Source organism: Bradyrhizobium sp. Arg237L (genome assembly GCF_029990105.1).
Lineage (GTDB): Bacteria > Pseudomonadota > Alphaproteobacteria > Rhizobiales > Xanthobacteraceae > Bradyrhizobium.
This window is the reverse complement of record NZ_JAQMIL010000054.1, coordinates 47,529-66,306: the sequence shown is the minus strand read 5'-3', so window position 1 is coordinate 66,306 and position 18,778 is coordinate 47,529. Positions and strand designations below refer to the sequence as shown.

At 62.2% G+C, this 18,778-nt stretch carries 18 protein-coding genes; 14 read left to right on the top strand and 4 right to left on the bottom strand.

What is annotated here, in order from left to right; genetic code table 11:
- Window positions 1–110 precede the first annotated feature (110 nt).
- From OZ411_RS28605 to gspD, 3 genes are all read right to left on the bottom strand, one after another.
- Window positions 111–1,049 carry a hypothetical protein gene (locus tag OZ411_RS28605; RefSeq protein ID WP_245476402.1) on the bottom strand — a complete coding sequence of 313 codons (939 nt, stop codon included), beginning with the start codon at window positions 1,047–1,049 and terminating at the stop codon, window positions 111–113.
- Window positions 1,050–1,217: 168 nt separating this feature from the next.
- On the bottom strand, window positions 1,218–1,748 hold the full coding sequence (locus OZ411_RS28600; RefSeq protein ID WP_130580409.1) for a tetratricopeptide repeat protein: 531 nt from the start codon (window positions 1,746–1,748) through the stop codon (window positions 1,218–1,220).
- Window positions 1,749–1,761: 13 nt separating this feature from the next.
- Window positions 1,762–4,122: a type II secretion system secretin GspD gene (gene gspD, locus OZ411_RS28595; protein WP_282530645.1), complete on the bottom strand. Its 2,361-nt coding sequence runs from the start codon at window positions 4,120–4,122 to the stop codon at window positions 1,762–1,764.
- A 294-nt stretch (window positions 4,123–4,416) separates the two neighbouring features.
- On the opposite strand from gspD, the gene OZ411_RS28590 reads away from it, so the two are divergent.
- The 10 genes from OZ411_RS28590 to OZ411_RS28545 are packed head-to-tail and all read left to right on the top strand — an operon-like array spanning window position 4,417 to window position 12,571.
- Window positions 4,417–6,096: a GspE/PulE family protein gene (locus OZ411_RS28590; protein WP_282530644.1), complete on the top strand. Its 1,680-nt coding sequence runs from the start codon at window positions 4,417–4,419 to the stop codon at window positions 6,094–6,096.
- 4 nt (window positions 6,097–6,100) lie between these two features.
- Window positions 6,101–7,312 carry a type II secretion system F family protein gene (locus OZ411_RS28585; RefSeq protein ID WP_282530643.1) on the top strand — a complete coding sequence of 404 codons (1,212 nt, stop codon included), beginning with the start codon at window positions 6,101–6,103 and terminating at the stop codon, window positions 7,310–7,312.
- Between the two features lie 16 nt (window positions 7,313–7,328).
- On the top strand, window positions 7,329–7,844 hold the full coding sequence (gene gspG, locus OZ411_RS28580) for a type II secretion system major pseudopilin GspG (RefSeq protein ID WP_245476401.1): 516 nt from the start codon (window positions 7,329–7,331) through the stop codon (window positions 7,842–7,844).
- A complete protein-coding gene (locus tag OZ411_RS28575) occupies window positions 7,837–8,301 on the top strand; it encodes a type II secretion system protein (protein WP_130580406.1) in 465 nt (154 codons plus the stop codon). The genes gspG and OZ411_RS28575 overlap by 8 nt, the downstream gene beginning before the upstream one ends.
- The gene (locus tag OZ411_RS28570; RefSeq protein ID WP_245476400.1) at window positions 8,282–8,686 is read left to right on the top strand and encodes a prepilin-type N-terminal cleavage/methylation domain-containing protein; all 405 of its coding nucleotides are present in this window, start codon (window positions 8,282–8,284) and stop codon (window positions 8,684–8,686) included. Before OZ411_RS28575 ends, OZ411_RS28570 begins: the two co-directional genes overlap by 20 nt.
- Window positions 8,683–9,414 carry a prepilin-type N-terminal cleavage/methylation domain-containing protein gene (locus OZ411_RS28565; protein WP_282530642.1) on the top strand — a complete coding sequence of 244 codons (732 nt, stop codon included), beginning with the start codon at window positions 8,683–8,685 and terminating at the stop codon, window positions 9,412–9,414. Before OZ411_RS28570 ends, OZ411_RS28565 begins: the two co-directional genes overlap by 4 nt.
- The gene (locus OZ411_RS28560; RefSeq protein ID WP_282530641.1) at window positions 9,392–10,306 is read left to right on the top strand and encodes a type II secretion system protein GspK; all 915 of its coding nucleotides are present in this window, start codon (window positions 9,392–9,394) and stop codon (window positions 10,304–10,306) included. The genes OZ411_RS28565 and OZ411_RS28560 overlap by 23 nt, the downstream gene beginning before the upstream one ends.
- Entirely contained in the window at window positions 10,306–11,379 is a 1,074-nt protein-coding gene (locus OZ411_RS28555) for a PilN domain-containing protein (RefSeq protein WP_282530640.1), read from the top strand. The genes OZ411_RS28560 and OZ411_RS28555 overlap by 1 nt, the downstream gene beginning before the upstream one ends.
- Window positions 11,376–11,939 (top strand): type II secretion system protein GspM, encoded by a 564-nt coding sequence (gspM, locus tag OZ411_RS28550; RefSeq protein ID WP_282530639.1) that lies wholly within the window; start codon window positions 11,376–11,378, stop codon window positions 11,937–11,939. Before OZ411_RS28555 ends, gspM begins: the two co-directional genes overlap by 4 nt.
- The gene (locus tag OZ411_RS28545) at window positions 11,939–12,571 is read left to right on the top strand and encodes a hypothetical protein (protein ID WP_282530638.1); all 633 of its coding nucleotides are present in this window, start codon (window positions 11,939–11,941) and stop codon (window positions 12,569–12,571) included. Before gspM ends, OZ411_RS28545 begins: the two co-directional genes overlap by 1 nt.
- A gap of 58 nt (window positions 12,572–12,629) precedes the next feature.
- Here OZ411_RS28545 and OZ411_RS28540 read toward each other — a convergent pair whose 3' ends face one another.
- A complete protein-coding gene (locus tag OZ411_RS28540) occupies window positions 12,630–13,121 on the bottom strand; it encodes an A24 family peptidase (RefSeq protein WP_282530637.1) in 492 nt (163 codons plus the stop codon).
- 228 nt (window positions 13,122–13,349) lie between these two features.
- Here OZ411_RS28540 and OZ411_RS28535 point away from each other — a divergent pair, with 228 nt between their 5' ends.
- From OZ411_RS28535 to OZ411_RS28520, 4 genes are all read left to right on the top strand, one after another.
- The gene (locus OZ411_RS28535) at window positions 13,350–14,141 is read left to right on the top strand and encodes an EfeM/EfeO family lipoprotein (protein WP_282530636.1); all 792 of its coding nucleotides are present in this window, start codon (window positions 13,350–13,352) and stop codon (window positions 14,139–14,141) included.
- A complete protein-coding gene (locus OZ411_RS28530; protein WP_282530635.1) occupies window positions 14,138–15,514 on the top strand; it encodes a cytochrome c peroxidase in 1,377 nt (458 codons plus the stop codon). Before OZ411_RS28535 ends, OZ411_RS28530 begins: the two co-directional genes overlap by 4 nt.
- 363 nt (window positions 15,515–15,877) lie before the next feature.
- Entirely contained in the window at window positions 15,878–17,986 is a 2,109-nt protein-coding gene (locus OZ411_RS28525) for an alkaline phosphatase family protein (protein WP_282530634.1), read from the top strand.
- A gap of 117 nt (window positions 17,987–18,103) precedes the next feature.
- Entirely contained in the window at window positions 18,104–18,775 is a 672-nt protein-coding gene (locus OZ411_RS28520; RefSeq protein ID WP_282530633.1) for a hypothetical protein, read from the top strand.
- Window positions 18,776–18,778 lie beyond the last annotated feature (3 nt).

Sequence of the window (18,778 nt, the reverse complement as noted above, 5' to 3'; positions counted from 1 at the left end):
ACATATGGATGCAAGCGATCCGATCACCTCAAAAGCTCTTGTGCCACGGGGGCCGTCCACATATGGGTCCCTGCCTTCGCAGGGACGACAGTCGCTCGCCGTCGCCGTCCTCAAGTCGGCGCGTAGGCCACACGAAAATATCGGTCATCGCGGGCACCTTGCGGCAAGCTGCAAACCGCTGCCGGGCAGTTCGTAGCCGCCGCCTCGGTGCGATATTGCGGCAGACGACCGTCGAGCGAATAGACCACGCAAAGCGCGAGGCTGGCCCAGACGGCCGCGCTGAAATAAAGCGACATCCAGGCGATCTCGTCCTTCCAGTGCTCGAAGTCGTGCGTCACGACCCAGCGCGTGCTCACGTCATGAAGCCCCTCGAGAAAACCGAGAAGCTTGCTGCCATCGGCGAGGCCGGCCTGCCATCGGCTCAAATACATCGGGACGTCGATCGTGATGAGGAAGGCGAGATAGCCCGCAATTCCGACGATCGTGACGATGAGGGCGATGCGAACCGGGCCGTTGAATTCAGGCAGCAGCCGGCAAAGGCCAACCCCCACAACGAAGAAGGCGATCGCCCATATCGAGTTCTCGATGGCATTGCCCAGATAGTTGGTGGACACCACGGCGTACCATGAGAAGCACTCGGCAATGAGGATCAGGGGCACGATCAACTGCGCGGCGTTCAACGTGGTGTCAGCGCCGGTCATCCCGCCCAATTGGTTGAGGATGATCGCCCACTGCACCGCAAAGCAGATCTCGGCCACGGTCGCCACCGATCGGCCAACGAAGACGCTCGATAGCCAGGTGTCGACCAGGCAGATCCGCTGAACGTCCGCGCGCGGCAGGAGCGACCTGAATGCGCAGCCAAAGACATAGGCCGCGGAAAGCAGGAACATGGACTGGGTGCTGGAGCTGCTGACTAGGCCGCCCGAGGGAACTTTGTGAAACTCGCCGTACAGCAAGAACCAAAGCGCGATGTTGGCGCCGCTGATAAGGGCCAACAGACCCCACCAGCGAACCACTGGATTTGGCCGCGCCCGCCACTCCATACTCATGGGCCCTGCTCCCGCGTAGTCGAACTGACATGCAACGGTAGCAATCCTGTCACAAATCGCAACCCATTGCGACGGGCTGACGGAGGGTTGACGCTTCTGTGACACGGTCGGCAGCGCGGCCCCGTCTCTTCACGAGACGGACGGCGCAGCGGATGCGTTCAGCCAACCTTAGTGTGACAGTCGCAGGGCGGGCGCAGGAAACGCCGGCGCCCAGTTCAGCGCCAGCCGCTGGCCGATCACGATCTCATCGGTCGACATTTTTGAAGCGACTGCGTTGCGGAACCGTGCATAGGCATCCCGCTCGCGCCCGCTGGTTCGGGCCGCCGCGAGGTTGAGCCACTTATAGGCGAGGACGAAATCCTGCGGAACGCCGTGGCCCTTGTCGTACAAGAGGCCAAGCATGGCTTGCGCGAATGGATTACCCTGGATGGCAGCGCGGGCATAGAGATCGGCGGCGGCGTCATAGGCTTGCGGCGCGCCGAAGCCGTGCTCATACATGAAGCCGAGCAGGCCGAGCGCGGTTGCATTCTCGCGTTCGGCCAGCGGTGCAAGCTCTCGGAACGCGCGAATGTAGTCGCCGCGATGGAACGCAGCGGTCCCGCGCGACAGACTGCTGGCGCCGACCGGCGCGGCGGCAGTTGAAAGAGCAATGGCCAGCAGCGCGAGGAGAAATCGGCGCGCGGCGCGGATGCTCAGCATTCTGTGGTCCTGCTTAATGGAAGCTGGTCGTGATTGCGGCGTTGGTCGGGGTCGTGGCAATGCTGCCGCGCAGTTTCGATCGGAGTTCTTCCGCCACGACGTGAGCGTCGGAGCCGTCGCGGATGATCTGCGGGCGGATGAAGATGATCAACTCGGTGCGCTGGGTGCTGTTGCTCTGGTGTCCGAAGGCATCGCCAAGGCCCGGAATCTGGTCAAGCACCGGGATGGCGCTGCGTGTGCCGTTCTGCTGTTCGCTGATCAGGCCCGCCAGCAGCACGGTCTGACCGTTTGCCACCGAGATCTGGCTCTTGACCCGCCGCTCCGACACCGTCGGCGTCAGGCTGTTCGCACTGGCTGCGGGCACGTTGCTGATCTCCTGCTCGACGTCGAGCCGAACATTGCCATTGACGCTGATGCGCGGCGAAACCCGCAGGATGATGCCGGTGTTGCGATAGTCGATCGTGTTGACGACGGTGTTGTTCGTCGTCAGCACCGTCGCACTCCCGGTCGACACGGGGACGACATCACCGACCTGCAGCGTCGCCACCTGGTTGTTGATCACCACCAGCGACGGGTTGGAGAGCACCTTGACGCTGGTGACCGCATGCAATGCATCGAGGATCAGGCTGGGCTGGGTTTCCGACCCGATCAGGAAGTTGAAGCCGGGGAAGGCCCGATTGATGAAAGCGTTGGTGACCGATCCGGCGACGGTGGCCGCGCCGGTCGTCGGGTCGGTAATTGTCGTCGGCGCCGCGGTGGCCTGGGTGTTGAGAACGGAGCCCGTGTTCGGCTTCAACCCGACATTCCGGCTCGTCAGGTAGGCTTGCACGCCATAAGACAACGTATTGTTCAGCGTGACCTCGGCAATCGTCGCATCGATCGCGACCTGCAACTGCGGTTGGTCGATCTGTACCAGCGTGGATTCGATGATCCGGTAGTTCGCCTGGTCGGCGTAGATCAGCAGCGTATTGTTGACGGTGTCGGGCGTGATCCGCACGTCCTGCATCATGGGCTGGCCGTTTCCGGAACCGCGGCCGCTGTCGAGCGGAGCGCCACCGCCGTTTTGATTGGGACTGGCAGGCTGCGCGCCGAGGCCCCCGTTGCCACCGAGGCCCGGCGTGCCATTCATGCTCAGATTGCCGCGCGAGGCAAAGCCGCCATTTGTGTTTGATCCCAAGTTGCCGTTGAGCGAGAGCCGATCCCCGGCGCTCGAAGTTGCCGCGATTCCGGAACCCGGCGCGATCTGGCTGTCGGCGCTCTCGGCCACGCTCGACGACGATCCGCCGAGGAACATATCCGTCAACACCCGCGCGATCTGGCGGGCGTCGCCGAACTTGACGCGATAAACGTGGACAGTGGTCCGCGCGGTATCGTTTCGATCAAGCCGCTTGATCCAGGTCGCCGCCGTGCGAAGCATGTCCGGCTTCTTGGTCACCACCAGCACCGCGTTGAGGCGGGCAATCGGCAGAAACTTGATGATGTTCTGACTGAGGCCGTTCTCGCCGGAATCGACGATCTTCTCCATCTCGGCGATGATGGGCGCCGGCGAGCCGCTCGAGATCGGGAATATGCCGACGGATTGGCCGCGCATCCAGTCAACGTCGAAGCTCAGCACCGTATCGACCGCGGTGCGGCGCTCGGCGCCGGTTCCTTGAATCAGGATGAGATTTCGTGTCGTATCCGCGCGCACGGCGCCGGCTTTGGTGGCGAAGCTGTCCATCAGCTTGAGCAGGGTTTGCGCCGACACATATTGTAAGGGCACGACCGAGACGCCGAACCCGGGTTCGGGATTGCCGCTTGCCGTATCGACCCGGCCGCCGCCGACCGCGTCGCCGAGTGGCGTAAGCCGGTAGCCGGTCGTATCGCGAAGCAGCACGACGCCGCTCAATCTCAAGGCATTTTCCAGCACGAACACGATGTCCGACTTCGGCACTGGACGGACCGACACCAGGCTCACCGTGCCCTGCACCCGCGGGTCGATGGTGTAGCCGACATGCAGTATGTCGCCGAGCACGACCTTGGCGACGGTCGCAACCGGCGTGTTCTCGAAGTTCAGATCGAAGCCGTTGCCGTTCGCTGTCGGCTGCAGCCGCTCGTCCGACACCGCCGTGACCTCGGCTCCCTCATACATCGCCGCGCGAACACTGCCATTCTGTGCGCCAGCGGCGCCCAAGGCGTTCACGGGTTGCGATTGCCGCGGCAACAGATCAAGCGAGCGTACCTTGTCGGAGATGTCGACTTGAGCCGCATCCACGCCTCCGCCAACCGTTGCGGAATTGCAGGACGCCAACAGCCCCAGCGACAGCAATGCAAAAGCGGCGGCAATGCCGCCGCGAATCCGTTGGTAGCGGCCCAGCTTGCCTACGCGCACCATAACTTCTTGCCAGTTCCGACTGGAGGATGTTCGACAATCCGCCCCTGTCCCCTCGAATTATTAGCGAGCGAACATGACAGAAATAAATTGGTTGCGTGATTGTTGCCCTGGCTACCATTCTGCGATGGACGCCGAAGCATGAAAATGAGGCAGCAATTCAAATCGGGGAGGGCAGTCTCAAAATTTTCTTTAGCGATGAGCAAACGCCGCATTCGTATGCCTGTCATACTTCGGATCGATAACAACACGCCTGACGTCTGCGCTGCTCCAAACCAATGTGACGGATAAGACGAAATGGCTAGCGATCGGTCCTCGCAGTTCGTCGACTACCTCCGTCAGAACAAGCATTTGACGCCGGTTGATGGTGAGACGGATCCGGCGGGACAGAGCGGCTCCGATCGCCGTCACCACAAGGTTTGGGAGATCACCAATCTCTCGCCCGCCGAGTTTGCCGACGAGGCCGCCCGCTTTTTCGAGCTCGGACGCATGACCCTGCAGGAGATGATGTCGGCGGCGCCGCTGGTAGCGTCGTTCTCGCAGCGCTTCCTGCGCGAGACCATGGTTTATCCGTGCACCACCTCCGATGGAACGATGACGCTCGTGGTCGTCGATCCGACCGATCAGGCGACGCAACGCGCGGCGCAGATCGTGCTCGGCACGGCCGTCATGATCAAGATCGCAACCTCGGAGGACGTTGCCGTCGTCCTGGATCAACGGCTGAACGTCGATGACATGGACGCGGCCGGACCGGCGGCAACGCTGCCGCGCGAGGACGACATCGAGAGTTTGCGCGATCTTGCGAGCGGCGCGCCGGTGGTTCGCGCGGTCAATGATCTGCTAGAAAAAGCTGTCGAACTTCGCGCCAGTGATATCCACATCGAGCCGTTCGCTTCCAGCCTCGTGGTCCGCCTGCGCATCGACGGCCTGCTTCGGCCGGTGGCGGCGCTATCCGGCGTGCTGCCGCAAGCCGTCATCTCCCGCATCAAGATCATCGCCAATCTCAACATCGCCGAGCGCAGGCTGCCTCAGGATGGTGCGGCGCGGTTGCGGGCAGGGCGTACCGACATCGACATCCGCGTCGCGATCATGCCGACGCAGCACGGCGAATCGGCCGTCATTCGCATCCTGCCGAAGGATCGCGGATTGCTGGTCGTGGAAAAATTGGGATTCTCCGCGCCAGACGAAAGCAAGCTGCGGCGGCTTCTCGCATTGCCGCACGGCATGATCGTCATCACCGGTCCGACCGGTAGCGGCAAGACGACGACACTTGCCACGATCCTCTCGATCCTCAATGAGCCGACGCGCAAGATCCTGACGATTGAAGATCCGGTGGAATACGAAATTCCCGGCGTCAATCAATCCCAGATCAAGCCCGCGATCGGCCTGACCTTTGCTACCGCACTGCGCTCGTTCGTGCGCCAGGACCCGGACGTGATCATGGTCGGCGAAATCAGAGATTCCGAGACCGCACATGTCGCGATCCATGCCGCTCTCACCGGCCATCTGGTGCTGACGACGCTGCATACCGAGACGGCGGCCGCGGCGGTGCCGCGCCTGCTCGACCTCGGCGTCGAGGGCTATCTGCTCCGCTCGGTGCTGCGCGGCGTGATCGGACAGCGTCTTGTCCGGCAGCTATGTGAACGCTGCAAATCAGGACGGACGCTTGGGCCCGCCGATTTTGCCGAGGATCCGCGGCTTGTCGCATTCGAGTTCCGCGCCGGTGAAACGATCCAGGAGCCTTGCGGGTGCGAACGTTGCGGCGGCACCGGCTATCGCGGCCGGCTTGGTGTTTTCGAACTGCTCGAAGTCTCCAACGAACTGCGCGAACTAATCGGGGAGAAGACCGACGGACTGAAGATCGATGCGATGGCGATCCGTGCGGGGATGACGACAATGCTTGACGACGGCATCGCCAAGTGCCGCGCCGGGCTGACGTCGCCTGCCGAAATTCTCCGCGTCACGACCATGCGGTGACCACGTGCCGAATTTCCGCTACCGCGCCCTGACCCAGAGCGGCGAGATCGTGAACGGCACGATCAGCGCACCGACGGCCGCCGAGGTCGCGCGCCGGATCGAATATCTGCGGCTGCTGCCGATCGAAACCATCGAAGACAAGCGGGCGTCCCACAGTTCGGGAGGTCACGGCCTGTTCGGCCGGCCGAGCGCCGCCGAGATCACCACGTTCACACGCGACCTCGCGCTGCTGCTCAAGGCGGGCGCGCGCCTCGACGATGCCCTCGAACTGCTGTCCGGCGATGCCGATGTGGGACGGATGCGCCCCGTGGTGGCGAAGATCCGGGCGGCTCTGCTTGCTGGCGAGAGTTTCGCCGATGCGGTAGCCGATCATCCGAACCTGTTTCCACCGATGTATGGTGCGTTGGTGCGCGTCGGCGAAGTCTCCGGCACGCTCGATTCCGTGCTGGAAATGCTGGGCGCGGAGCGCGCGCGTTCCGAACAGATGCGGCGGAAGCTCACTGACGCCATGCAATATCCCGCCTTCGTACTGGTTGCGGCGTCGGGCGTGATGCTGTTCTTTCTTCTGTTCGTGCTGCCGCAATTCTCGACCGTGCTCGGCGATTTCGGCGCGAAGTCCGATACGGCGCTCGCCTCCTTCATCCAGTTGTCCGATTTCCTGCGCGCCAATGCGACGGCAGCCATGTTGATCGCGGCTGTGGTCATCGCGATCGTCTGGTGGCTGTTTCGCCAGGCAAGCGTGCGCGCGGCAATGGTGAACGGGTTGTCGCAGCTCCCCCTTATCGGCAATATCTTTCAGTTCTATCGCGCCAGCCTGTTCTGCCGCAATCTTGGTGTCCTGCTCGGCAGCGGCGTCAATCTCACGGCCACCTTGCGTATCCTGGTCGACATCATGGCGGTGACGGGAAGCGAAGCGAGCTGGACGGCCGCTGCCGATCGCGTCCGGCATGGCGGGAAGTTGTCGGAGGCGCTTGCCGTTGCCAACAGCCTGCCGCCGATGGCGGTCCGCATGCTTCGGCTTGGTGAAGAGACGGGGCAATTGCCGGTCCTGGCGGGACGGGTCGCCGAATTCTACGAAGCAAAACTGCAGCGCAGCCTTGACCGTATCGTCGGCATCGTCGGACCGCTTGCGATCATCACGATCAGCACGGTCGTCGGCGGATTGATCGTGTCGGTCATGACGGCGCTGCTGTCGGTCACGCAACTTGTCGGTTAAGAGCAAGGGTTACATCATGATTGCGCTCAAGAGTATTTCTGAATTGCTCGTCACTCGCTTGGATCAAGGCGCCGCCCGCGAGAGACGCGAGCACGCCTATCGCGGTCAAGAGGGTTTCACGCTGGTCGAGATGTTGGTCGTGATTGCCATCATCGGCCTGATCATGGGCTTGATAGGTCCGCGTGTGCTCAATTATCTCAGCGAGTCCAAGGTCAAGGCCGCGCGCATCCAACTGCAGAGTTTCTCGAGCGCGCTCGACCTGTTCTATCTCGACGCCGGCCGGTTTCCTTCGTCTGCTGAAGGTCTTGCCGCGCTGGTGCAGCGGACGCCGGGGCTTGCCGCCTGGAATGGGCCGTATCTGAAGGGCGGCAATGTCCCGAAGGACCCCTGGAATCACGCTTACGTCTATCGGTCACCCGGCGAGCATGGTCCCTATGACATCGTCTCCTATGGCGCCGATGGCCAGGAGGGTGGCAGCGGCAATTCCGCCGACATTTCCCTCGAAAAGACGACAGCCTCCCGAGATGAATGACGTCACGCAGCGCGGTTTCACCTTGCTGGAGATGGTGTGTGTGCTCGCCATCATCGCATTGCTGGCTGCCGTGCTGCTGCCGTTCATCCCACGCCAGACGTCGCGGTCGCGTTTGCAGGCCTATGCGTTGCAGACCGCGACGCTCCTGAAAGCCGACCGCAACGCCGCCATCAATCGCAATACCAGCATTGCGACGCTGGTCGACGCGCCGAGCCGCGTGATCCATTCCGGTTCGTCGCGATCGACGGTCCGCATTCCCGAGGACGTACGCTTCGATGCGCTGCTGCCGCAAACCTGCCAACGGCAGGCTGCGCTGTCGACCATTCGCTTCTTCGCCAACGGCAGCTCATGTGGCGGATCCATCGCACTGACGCGGTTCGATGCCGGCTATGAGATCCGCGTCAACTGGCTCACCGGAAGGGTCGAGGTTGTTTCCCGTGACACCGCCACCAACTGATCGCCCCGACGCGGGCTTCACGATCATCGAGGTGCTGGTGGCGCTGGCGGTGGTGGCCGTTTCCATTATCGCGATCGGCACCGTCATGGCCGGCAACATGCGCGGCGTGCGGGCATTGGAGCAGCACGTGGCGCTGATGCAGGCGGCGCGCACCTTGATGACGGTGGGCGTTCCGCCTCGCTCGGAATTGCAGCAGGGCACCTCGACGGGCCAGGCCGAGGGCTATCGCTGGACCATCGACGTCAGTCCGCTTGGCGACGATTGGAATGTCCCAGGCGCCAATGTGCCATGGACGGCCGAACTGGTGAGGATTCGCGTCAGGTCGCCCACTGGCGCGCTGTCCGATGTTCGGACCGTGCGCTTGATGCCGAGGCCATCAGAATGAGCCCGGCATCGGTAAAGCGACGCGCGCATGAGAGCGGATTTACGTTGATAGAGACCATCGTCGCATTGGCGCTGATGGGGTTACTGCTGTCGGCGCTCGCGACCATCACCGCGCAGTGGCTGCCGAACTGGAACAAGGGATTTGGCCGGATCCAGCGCAGCGAACTGACAGGCATTGCGCTCGAGCGGATTGCCGCGGACCTAGCCGCTGCCGAATTCGTTCCCGCCAACCGCGACTCGCGCCGGCCGCTGTTCGACGGATCGGAATTGTCTGTCATGTTCGTGCGAACGGCGGTAGGCCCGAACGCCGGGCCAGGGCTCGATGTGGTGCGTCTCGGCGAAACCAAAGATCGCGGCGAGTTCGTCACGGTCCGCTCGCGGGCGCGCTTCACGCCGTTGCCCGTTGGGCTGTCGCTGTCGGAACAAACGCATCTCGGCGACCCGGTGGTGCTGCTGCGCGCGCCCTTTCGTCTGTCATTCGCCTATGCCGGTCCCGATCACGTCTGGAAAAGCACGTGGCGAAACGCGGACCGGCTGCCGGCGATGATCAAGCTGACGGTGCGTGATGCCGCGAGCCAGCGCGTGCTGTCGGTCTCGACGATCGCGCCGGTTCATGTGCAATTGCCGAGCGATTGCACGAAGCCGGACGGCAAATGCGACGACAACAAAGGCAACGCGCAAGGTGCAGCCGAGCCCGGAGGACGTGATGACAGCGATCGGCGCACGTAAAACCTCCGGCGAACGCGGCTTTGTCATCGTCGCCGTGCTTTGGATACTGGCGGCGCTGACATCGCTCGCAATGATCTTTGCCGCCTATTTATCGGCGTCCACGCGGGCGATCGCGGTCAACGAGACTGCGCTGCAGACCGAGGCGCTGGTATCCGCCAGCCTCGAACTGACCGCCTACCAACTGGCGCTGGCGGACGAACGCACCAAGCCGCCGAACGGAGCCTTTCACTTCCGGATGGATGATGCGAACGTCCAGGTCGCCTTCACTTCGGAGGCCGCCCGCATCGATCTGAATCTCGCTCCGAAGGAGATGTTGGCCGGCCTGTTTACCGCGCTCGGCGCCGACAAGGATGCGGCCCTCGAATATGCGGATCGGGTCGTCGGCTGGCGAACCCGGCCCGTTCCCGGCAGCGCCAACGAGGAGGAAGCGCGTTACAATTCGGCCGGCTACTCGCCGCGGCAGGCTCCGTTTGTCCATGTCAATGAATTGGCGCTGGTCGTAGGCCTGCCGGCCGCGCTGGCGGAGCGTGCGCTGCCGTTCGTGACGGTGTTCAACGGATCTCCCGATGTCGATCCGACGATCGCGGCGCCGGAGGTTATCGAGGCCATGCCCGAAAAATCAGCGAACAAGCAAGATCCGTTCGGGGGCAGTTCAGCCCCGCCGAACGCGGCCCGACCGGCCTCACAGCCGCCCGATGCGGCGAAGAAAGACGCTTCGACCGCAACGAGTCCTTGTTATCGCGTCGAGACCACGATCCGTTTTCGCAATGGTCGCCGCACCACCTCGGAGGTCGTGATCGCCATGGGCGACAAGGCCGAGCCCTATCGCGTGCTGTCCTGGCAGGAAGACATTGCACCGCGAAACGTCGTTTCCCGCCGCGGGAGCACGTGATGGCGATGATCGCGCAGAGCAGGGAGTGGTTCGAGCAATGGATCGCGGCGGTTGCCGGTGCGGTCGACGGCGTCGCGGACAGGCTGGTGCGTCAGCGCCGCATCCAGCTTGACGAGAATGCAGACGGCACATTCACCGCGAGCATGGCTGCATCGAAAGACAGCCACGCTCCGACAATTCTCGCCTTCCGTATTCAGCACGGCACGCCAGAGCCGCCATTGCCGGCGCAGTGGAGCGCAGCCTTTAAGGGCAGCCGTGTCGAGGTACAATTGCCGCCCGACCATGTCATGACTCGTCCGCTCGACTTTCCAATGCGCGCGGCCGACTTTCTCGATGGCATGATTCGCTCCCAGGTCGACCGCCTGACGCCATGGGGCGCAAGCGAGGCGGTGTTCGGCTGGAGTTCTCCGGTCCCGGTCGCTGACGATCGGATCGAAGTTGCCTTCAGTGCGACCTCGGCGTCGAAAGTCGATCCGTTGGTGCAGTTGGCCGACAGGCTGGGCGCTGCTTCCGTCTCTATCCATGCGCCGGCCGCAGGCGGCAGCGGCGCGCCGATCCGGGTGAAGCTGCTCGACAAGCGGCTTCGCAGCATGGCGGGGCCGAATGTGCCGCGCCTGTTGCGCGTCGTCCTGATCTCGACCGGCATTGCAGCCGCTGCGTCGCTGTTCCTCAGCATCTATCTCGGCGGTTCGCTGCAATCTGAACAGGAGGATATCCAGCGGCAGATTTCGCAGCGCCGCGCGGCATTGCGGGTTGACGCCAATGGCATGGCATCCGGAATTGGTTTGTTGGCAAAGCGCAAGCAGACCACGCCATCGAGCGTGATGGTGCTGGAAGCGCTCGCGCGCGTGCTGCCCGACACGACCTATGTGACGGAGCTGCGCATCGAAGGCGACAAGGTGCAGGTCGTCGGCATGACCCAGGACGCACCGTCGCTCATTCGCCTGATGGAACAGTCGCCGCAATTCACCCGCGCCACATTCTTCGCACCGACGACCCGCGCGGCGAACGAGTCCGGCGAGCGCTTTCACGTCGAGGCCAATATATCAGCGTATTTTGGGTCCGGTTCATGAACGCGTCGGCCCGGTCATTGAAGGCAATCAGCACCTCGCCGTTCGTGGCAGCCGCAACCTATGTCGGACTACTGATCCTGCTGCTGTTCGTGGCCGTATCGTCGCTATCCGATCTTATCGGTCAGCGTAACGAACTCGCCGCGTCGTCGGCGATGCTGGCGCAGTTGGAGGGGCGCACGCCCAGAGCAGGCGGGGGGCCCGGTGAGACGATGCCGGCGGGCTCGGCCTATCTCGAAGGTGCCACGGTCACGGTTGCCGGCGCGACGCTGTTGCAGCGCGTGGCGGGCTCGGTGACGAAATTCGGCGGCAACGTATTGTCGACCCAGCTCGATGTTCCCAACACGCCTGCGAAGGCCGGCTTCATCAGCATGGTCGCGAGTTTCGAAATCGAGCAACAGCAACTGCAACAGGTGCTTTACGACCTTGAGGCCGGCATGCCGTTCTTGTTTATTGACCAGCTGGTCGTGCAGACCATCCTCGATGGCGCGAACTCTGGCGAAGGCCCGGGCAAGCTGCGCGTGCTGCTGGGCGTCTCCGGACAGTGGCGGGGGGCCAAGTAATGCGTTTGGCAGTCATCGTCATGAGCTTCGCGTTGTCGGTCCAATCCATGGCGGCGGCCGCGCCTGATGCATCCGGCGATGCACTTGATGCTGGGCTATTGGATGACACGCGGCTCGGCGGACCCGTCCTGACATCGCCGCCACCTTCCGAACCGGTCACGACGGTGCGCACGGTTCCACCACCGGCGGCGCCGGTCCGGCCACTCAGTGCCAATCCGTTGTGGGGCATTCCGCTGACGCAACTGTCCAACACACGCGAGCGTCCGGTGTTCTCGCCCTCACGGCGACCGCCGCCCGTGGCCGTCGCCGAGCCTGTCGTCACCAGACAACCTCCGCCGCCGCGGAAGAAAGAGGCCGAACCTCCGCAATTGTCGCTCGTTGGCACCATTGCCGGAGACGACGAAGGCTTCGGCATCTTCCTGGATCAATCGACCAATGCTGCGCTGCGGCTGAGAGTCGGCGAAGATTTTCAGGGCTGGAAGCTGAGTGCGATTCGCGGCCGGGAAGTCACGATGGAAAAGGACGAACAGGGCGCCGTGCTTACACTGCCGCCGCCAGGCGGCGAGGGGGGTGGTGAGGTCCATCTCGTCCCGGTGAGCACGATCAGAACGCCTTTGGTGACGCGGCGCTAGAGTTTCGATTTTGATTGAGTCAGGACCGAAGCTCTAGTTTCGCTCGAAAACGCTCTCACTAGATCAGGCTGAGCCATCGCTGGAAGGCCGGCGTCAGCAGCAGGCCGAGCGCCAGGAACGGGCCGAATGGCATCGATGTCTGGCGCTTCATCTGGCGCCCGGCGAGTTGCAGGCTGCCGGCCGCCGCAAGCGCACTCAAGGTGGCAATCAACAGCAACGTTGGAATGCCTGTCATGCCGACCCAGGTCGCCGCGGCTGCGAGAAATTTGACATCGCCAAGCCCGAGCCCCTCGGCTTGTCGCAACAGAAAATAGAGGCGCCGCAACAGCAAGAAGATGACAGCAACCGCGGCAGCTTCACCGAGCGCCTCGAAGCCGTCTGTCGGGTTCCCGAAGACAATGGCTTGGGCAACGCCAAGGACGGCAATCGCAAGATTCAATGCATCCGGAATGATGCCGTGACGAAGGTCGATCAGTGCCAGCGCGCAGCACATCGCGCCAAGGGCAACGTAGAATCCGAGGAACTGCACAGCTTCACTGGCGATTGGCATGAGCGCTACGATGAATAACGAAGTGTGTGAGTGCTTACCACAGAATTTCGTTCGTGCTCAGCAGCTCAATTTTCAAGCAACCGGCACAAGCAGGAGCGGTCTTTCGAGAATGTGATCGTCGGAAAAACTCTTCACAGCAGAAAACCGCAACGTGCAATCAGCCTGTCACAAAACCGCATAGGAAGCTGACAATATTTCCCGTCGCTGCGAGCGATAGCTGATGCGTGAATGACGGTGAATAAAATGCGAGTGGCGACATGCCTTGCTTTGCTGGTGATGTTGAGCGGTCTGCGTTCCGCAGACGCTAGCGTCCTTGATGAAGGCGCCGAGCGCTATCGGCCTTACATGATCGAAGGCATTGATAGCGCGTTGGCGGGTGCGCGAGCACTGCGTGAAAGGGCTGCAGTAAGGGATCTCGCGGGCGCGAAGAAAGCCTGGATTTCGGCTCGCGCCGGCTGGGAGCGCTCCGAAGTCTTTACGACCGGCTTTGTGCCTGAGCTTGACGCGAAGATCGACGCCTGGCCGAACGCCGACAGTGGGTTCCATGCCATCGAAGCGAAACTGTTCGGCGCAGGCCAGACCGACGTCGACAAAGATGCTGCCGCGTTGGTCGAACATCTGAACGATCTGCACGTCAAGCTTAAGGACATGCAGCTCACGCCCCAGGGCCTGCTGGATGGGACGGCCCGGCTCGCTTACGAAGTCGGGGAAAGCAAGGCCGATGGTGGCGAGTCTCGCATTAGCGGCACCTCGCTCGATGACATGCGTAACAACATCGCCGGCATCGATTTCGCCTATCACACGATTTTCTCCGCGGCCCTCAACACGGCGGACGGCAAGCTCGATGAAATGGTGACGAATCGAATCGAGCTGCTTGAAGCGATTGTCGCGGCGCCGGACTTGCCGCATGTCGATATCCCGCGGTTGCGACGCGCCAGCGAGGAGCTGGTGGTGGCGCTGCAGACTGCTTCGGCAAAGCTTGGACTGCAACGGCCGACGCTGGAGGCCCAGGTGCGATGAATTCGCCTTGGCTGCGGCTGACGGCGCTTGCGTCCGGTCTGCTTGTCGTTGCGTCGCTTGGACGCGCGCTGGCTTTTCCCGTCGACGGCAATCAGACTGTTCTGCCGACAAAGACCGAGCTGAACGAGGATGCGCTCGACAAGCCGCGCGAGGTGTTTCAATCCGAACGCACCGGTGCGAAATCGTACATGGTGAATCTCGGCGACCTCGCGTTCAATTCGCCGGCAATCCTGGGCGAGGTGGCACGGCAAGCCGGTGTGAGCTGCGGCACCTGCCACGTCAACGGCGTCGGCAACGCCAAATTCTTCATGCCGAAGATGTCGACGCGGCCCGGAAACTTCGATGTCACCGGCCCCTTGTTCAATCCGAAGGCGAACAATCTCGTGCTCGATCCCGTGAGGATTCCGAGCCTGCGCGGTGCGCGCTATCTCGCGCCCTACGGCAGCGACGGGCGATCGGCGTCGCTGCGCGACTTCATCCGCAATGTCATCGTGAATGAGTTCGCCGGGCCCGAGCCGTCGCCGGCGATCATCGATGCCATCGTCGCCTATGTTCAGGACGTCGACTTCCTGCCCAATCCGAGCCTCGGTCCCGGCGGCCGGCTGGTCGGCAATGTCAGCGAGTCCGAACGTCGCGGCGAAGCCTTGTTCTCCAAACCATTTCTACATGATCCCGGCTTGAGCTGCGCTGGCTGTCATGTCCCGTCGGCTGCCTTTGTCGACCACCAACAGCACGACGTTGGTTCCGGCGGACTGTTCAAGACGCCGACGTTGCGCAACGCGGATTTCAACGCACCCTATTTTCACGACGGTCGCTTCGACAGCTTTGATCAGGTCGTCGATCATTTCGACCGCACATTCGATCTTGGCCTGTCGTCGCAGGACAAGCGCGATCTCGTGGCCTATCTCACAGCGGTCGGAGATGGCGTGCAGCCCTATGAGCGCGACGACGCTGGCGCGACGCTGAAGGAAATCAATGACTTCAACATGGTGCTCGCGACCGCGATTCCTTCGGGCGATAAGGCGATTGTCGCGCTTGCCGTCGACACCATAGGCCAGGAGTTGCGCGAGCTCACTGAGCGATATCCTGATCGAAAGAACACCAGCGTGTCGGGCGGCGCGCAGCAGCGCGTCATGGCGCGCAACAGTCTCAAGGAACTCGTCCTTATGCTGCGGCGAATCGATATCGCCGTAAGCGAAGGCCGCAGTGCTGACGCCGCGACTGAGTTCAGGAACTATCGCTATCTCATGGCCGCGGCTGTCCCCGCGCTGCTCGCGGGTGCCGAACGATGGTCGCTGTTCAACCAAGATGTACATGATCAGCACTACGCGGCGCTGCGCCAGGTGATGCAGTCGAAACATCTGTCTCACTAGAGCATGATCCGGAAAAGTGGGCACCGGTTTTTCCGAAAAAGATCATGCTCAAACAAAGAGCTAAAGCGAGATGACGATTCGAAGAAAAGTCATCACGCTTTAGGCCACTGCTGCGAGGCACGAATTCGCCTCCGCGGAAATCCTCGCGCGATCGCATCGCGTGCATCACTTCCAACAATTCTTGTGCGCTGTCGTGCGATGCGAATGGCATCGGTCGCGATGCATGCATCGTCGCCGCAGATGCAGCGCAGAGAATTTTTTGAACGAGTCAAAATTTCTCGCGCGCTTTCACAGCAACGATAAGCGTGCGTCATGTTGCCGCATTAGACAATGTGTCGCCAACCACAACCTTTGGAGTCGATAATGACTTTCAATCATAAGAAGAACTGGCGAACCACCACGGCACTTTGCGTCATCTCAACAGTCGCTGTCGCAACAGCCGCCTATGCAGCACATTATCCCGGCGGACGAAGTGATTGGGACAAGCGCTCGCATCACAATCATTTCGCCCACGACAATCAGGGCAACGATCACGACGGGAACGGTCACCACGGTGACAACGGTCACGATAACAATGGCCACCATGGCGACCACGGTGACAAGGACAATGATCCGGCTGACAAAGTGAAGACCGCATCGCCGATCAAGCACGTCATCATCCTGATCGGCGAAAATCGCGGGCTCGACCACACGTTCGGAGTGTACAAGCCGAAGGGCAGGGGACAGACGATCTCCAACCTGCTGTCCAAGGGCATCGTCAACGAGGATGGCTCGCCCGGTCCGAACTTCGCGCAAGCCCAGCAATACTCGGTCGCCGCGCAGTCCTCTTTCTATATTGGTGCGCCGACGATCGCGAAGTCGCCCTACAGTGCGACCAATGCAATGCCGCAGCCGAACACGGCGGGCACGCCAACCGGGCAGAGCGATGCGTCACCTCCGTTCAAGACGATCGCCGAAGCCAGCGTCGAAAAGGATATGGATTCGAGCGACCTCGATATCCTCACGACCGGCTTCAGCGGCCTGCCGACTGGCGCGCTTGATACTCGCGTTCCCGGCGCTGGTCACTTGACCGGACCGTTCGCGCTGCAGGGTGAGCAGATCAGCGACGACGACTACACCGGCGACACCACGCATCGGTTCTATCAGGACTGGCAGCAGGAAGACTGCAGTGCGGCCAGCGCCACGAAGGCCAACAACTCCGGCTGCCTCAGCGACCTGTTTCCGTTCGTGATGGCGACCTACTCGACGTCCAACAAGAGCATGGCCAACTCGATGGGCTTCTACAATGCCCAGCAGGGGCAGGCCCCGATCCTGAAGATGCTGGCTGATCGCTTCACCCTGGGCGACAACTTCCACCAGTCGTTCCATGGCGGCACCGGCGCCAACCACTTCATGCTCGGCACCGGTGACGCGGGCTTCTGGAGCGACGGCAAGGGCAACCCGACCACGCCGCCTGCAAACCAGATCGCAAACCCGAATCCGGCGTCCGGAACGGTGAATCGCTACACGGTGGACGGCAACTTCAGCGATTGCTCGGACGTGTTCCAGCCCGGCGTCAAGCCGATCGTGACCTATCTGAACAATCTGCCGTATGCGGCCGAGCCGAACTGCAAGCCCAACCACTACTATATGCTCAACAACACCGATCCGGGCTATCTGCCGAACGGTGCGCTGGCGGGCGGAAGCAGCATGCCGCCGTCGTCGGTGCGGACCATCGGCGATGCCCTGATGGAGAAGAAGATCTCCTGGGCCTTCTATGGTGGTGCGTATAACGACGCCGTGGCGCTTTCGAACGCCGCGGTTGCCGCCAACCCGACCAATCCGGATCTCACCGCGGCTGCGCTCGCCGATCCGGCCCACGCGCTCGGTGTGGCCTACTGCCAGATCTGCAATCCGTTCCAGTATGCGACCTCGATCATGGCCAACCCGACCGTGCGTCAGGCTCACATCAAGGACACTGCCGATCTGATCACGGCGATCCAGAACAACACCCTGCCTTCGGTGTCGTTCGGCAAGCCGGATGGTCTGCTCGACGGCCACCCGCAAAGTTCGAAGGTCGATCTGTTCGAGGCCTATGCGCTGAATGTCCTGAACGCGCTGGACAACAATCCGGAGCTCAAGGCGGAGACCGCGGTGTTCATCACCTGGGACGAAGCCGGCGGCTACTGGGACTCGGGCTATATCCAGTCGATCGATTTCTTCGGCGATGGAGCGCGTATGCCGATCCTCATCCTGTCGCCCTATTCGACCGGCGGCAAGATCTACCACAACTACGGCGACCACGTTTCGCTGCTGAAGTTCATCGAACGTAACTGGAGCCTGCAGGCGCTGACGAACCGCAGCCGGGACAATCTGCCGAACCCGACATATTCGCGGAACAACGAATATGTGCCGACCAACAGCCCCGCGCTTGCTGACATGTTCGATGCGTTCGACTTCAGCAAACCGGTCACGCTGTCCTATACCGAATAACTAAACAGCGTTCCAAGAACGACAGATCTGAAGATGGTGCCGATCGAACCGATAGTTCGGTCGGCACCACCGCATTTTTTTGCGCCGCGCCGAGGTTTTCCGATGGATCGAGACCGGATGACTACGTTGGGGAACAAGAGGCTGCGAGCATGCCTGCTTGCCTTGGTCGGTTCGGCGCTCGCCGGCGTTTCAGCATCGGCGCAGCAGTTTTCCGCCGACCTTGTCACCAGGCAGGGTGAGAAGGTCGTGCGGGTGGGAAGCCTGCGCGTGTCTGAAAGCAAAGTGAGGATAGAGACGACCGATTTCGCCGATGGCTTCTTTCTGGTCGATGGGGCAAAGCCTGCGGCCACTTTCGTGCGGCCGCATGCGAAAGTGTTCATGGACGCGATGCAATCAAGTCCGCTTACGCAGATGTTTGTCCCGGTCGATCCTGACGAGCCCTGCCGGCAGTGGCGGGCAATCGCGTCGCTGGCGGCGCCGGTGGATCCCGATAGATGGCATTGCGGGCGCGACGGGGAAGGAACAGTAGGAGATCGCAAGGCGGACACCTATCGGATCGTCGCGGCTTCCGGCGGCGGCTTTGTCGGATGGGTCGACCGGGAGCGCAAGTTTCCGGTGCAGATCGAGACCGTGGACGGGACGATGATCGCCGTCGAGAACATCCGCGACGAGCCGCAGCCGGCACAATCGTTCGAAATTCCCCCCGGCGCGCGCAAATTCGATCCGCGGGCGTTGATCGATCGCATCCGGCAGAGCGACGTATGGGTCGCTCCGCCTGGCGCGGAGTGAGCG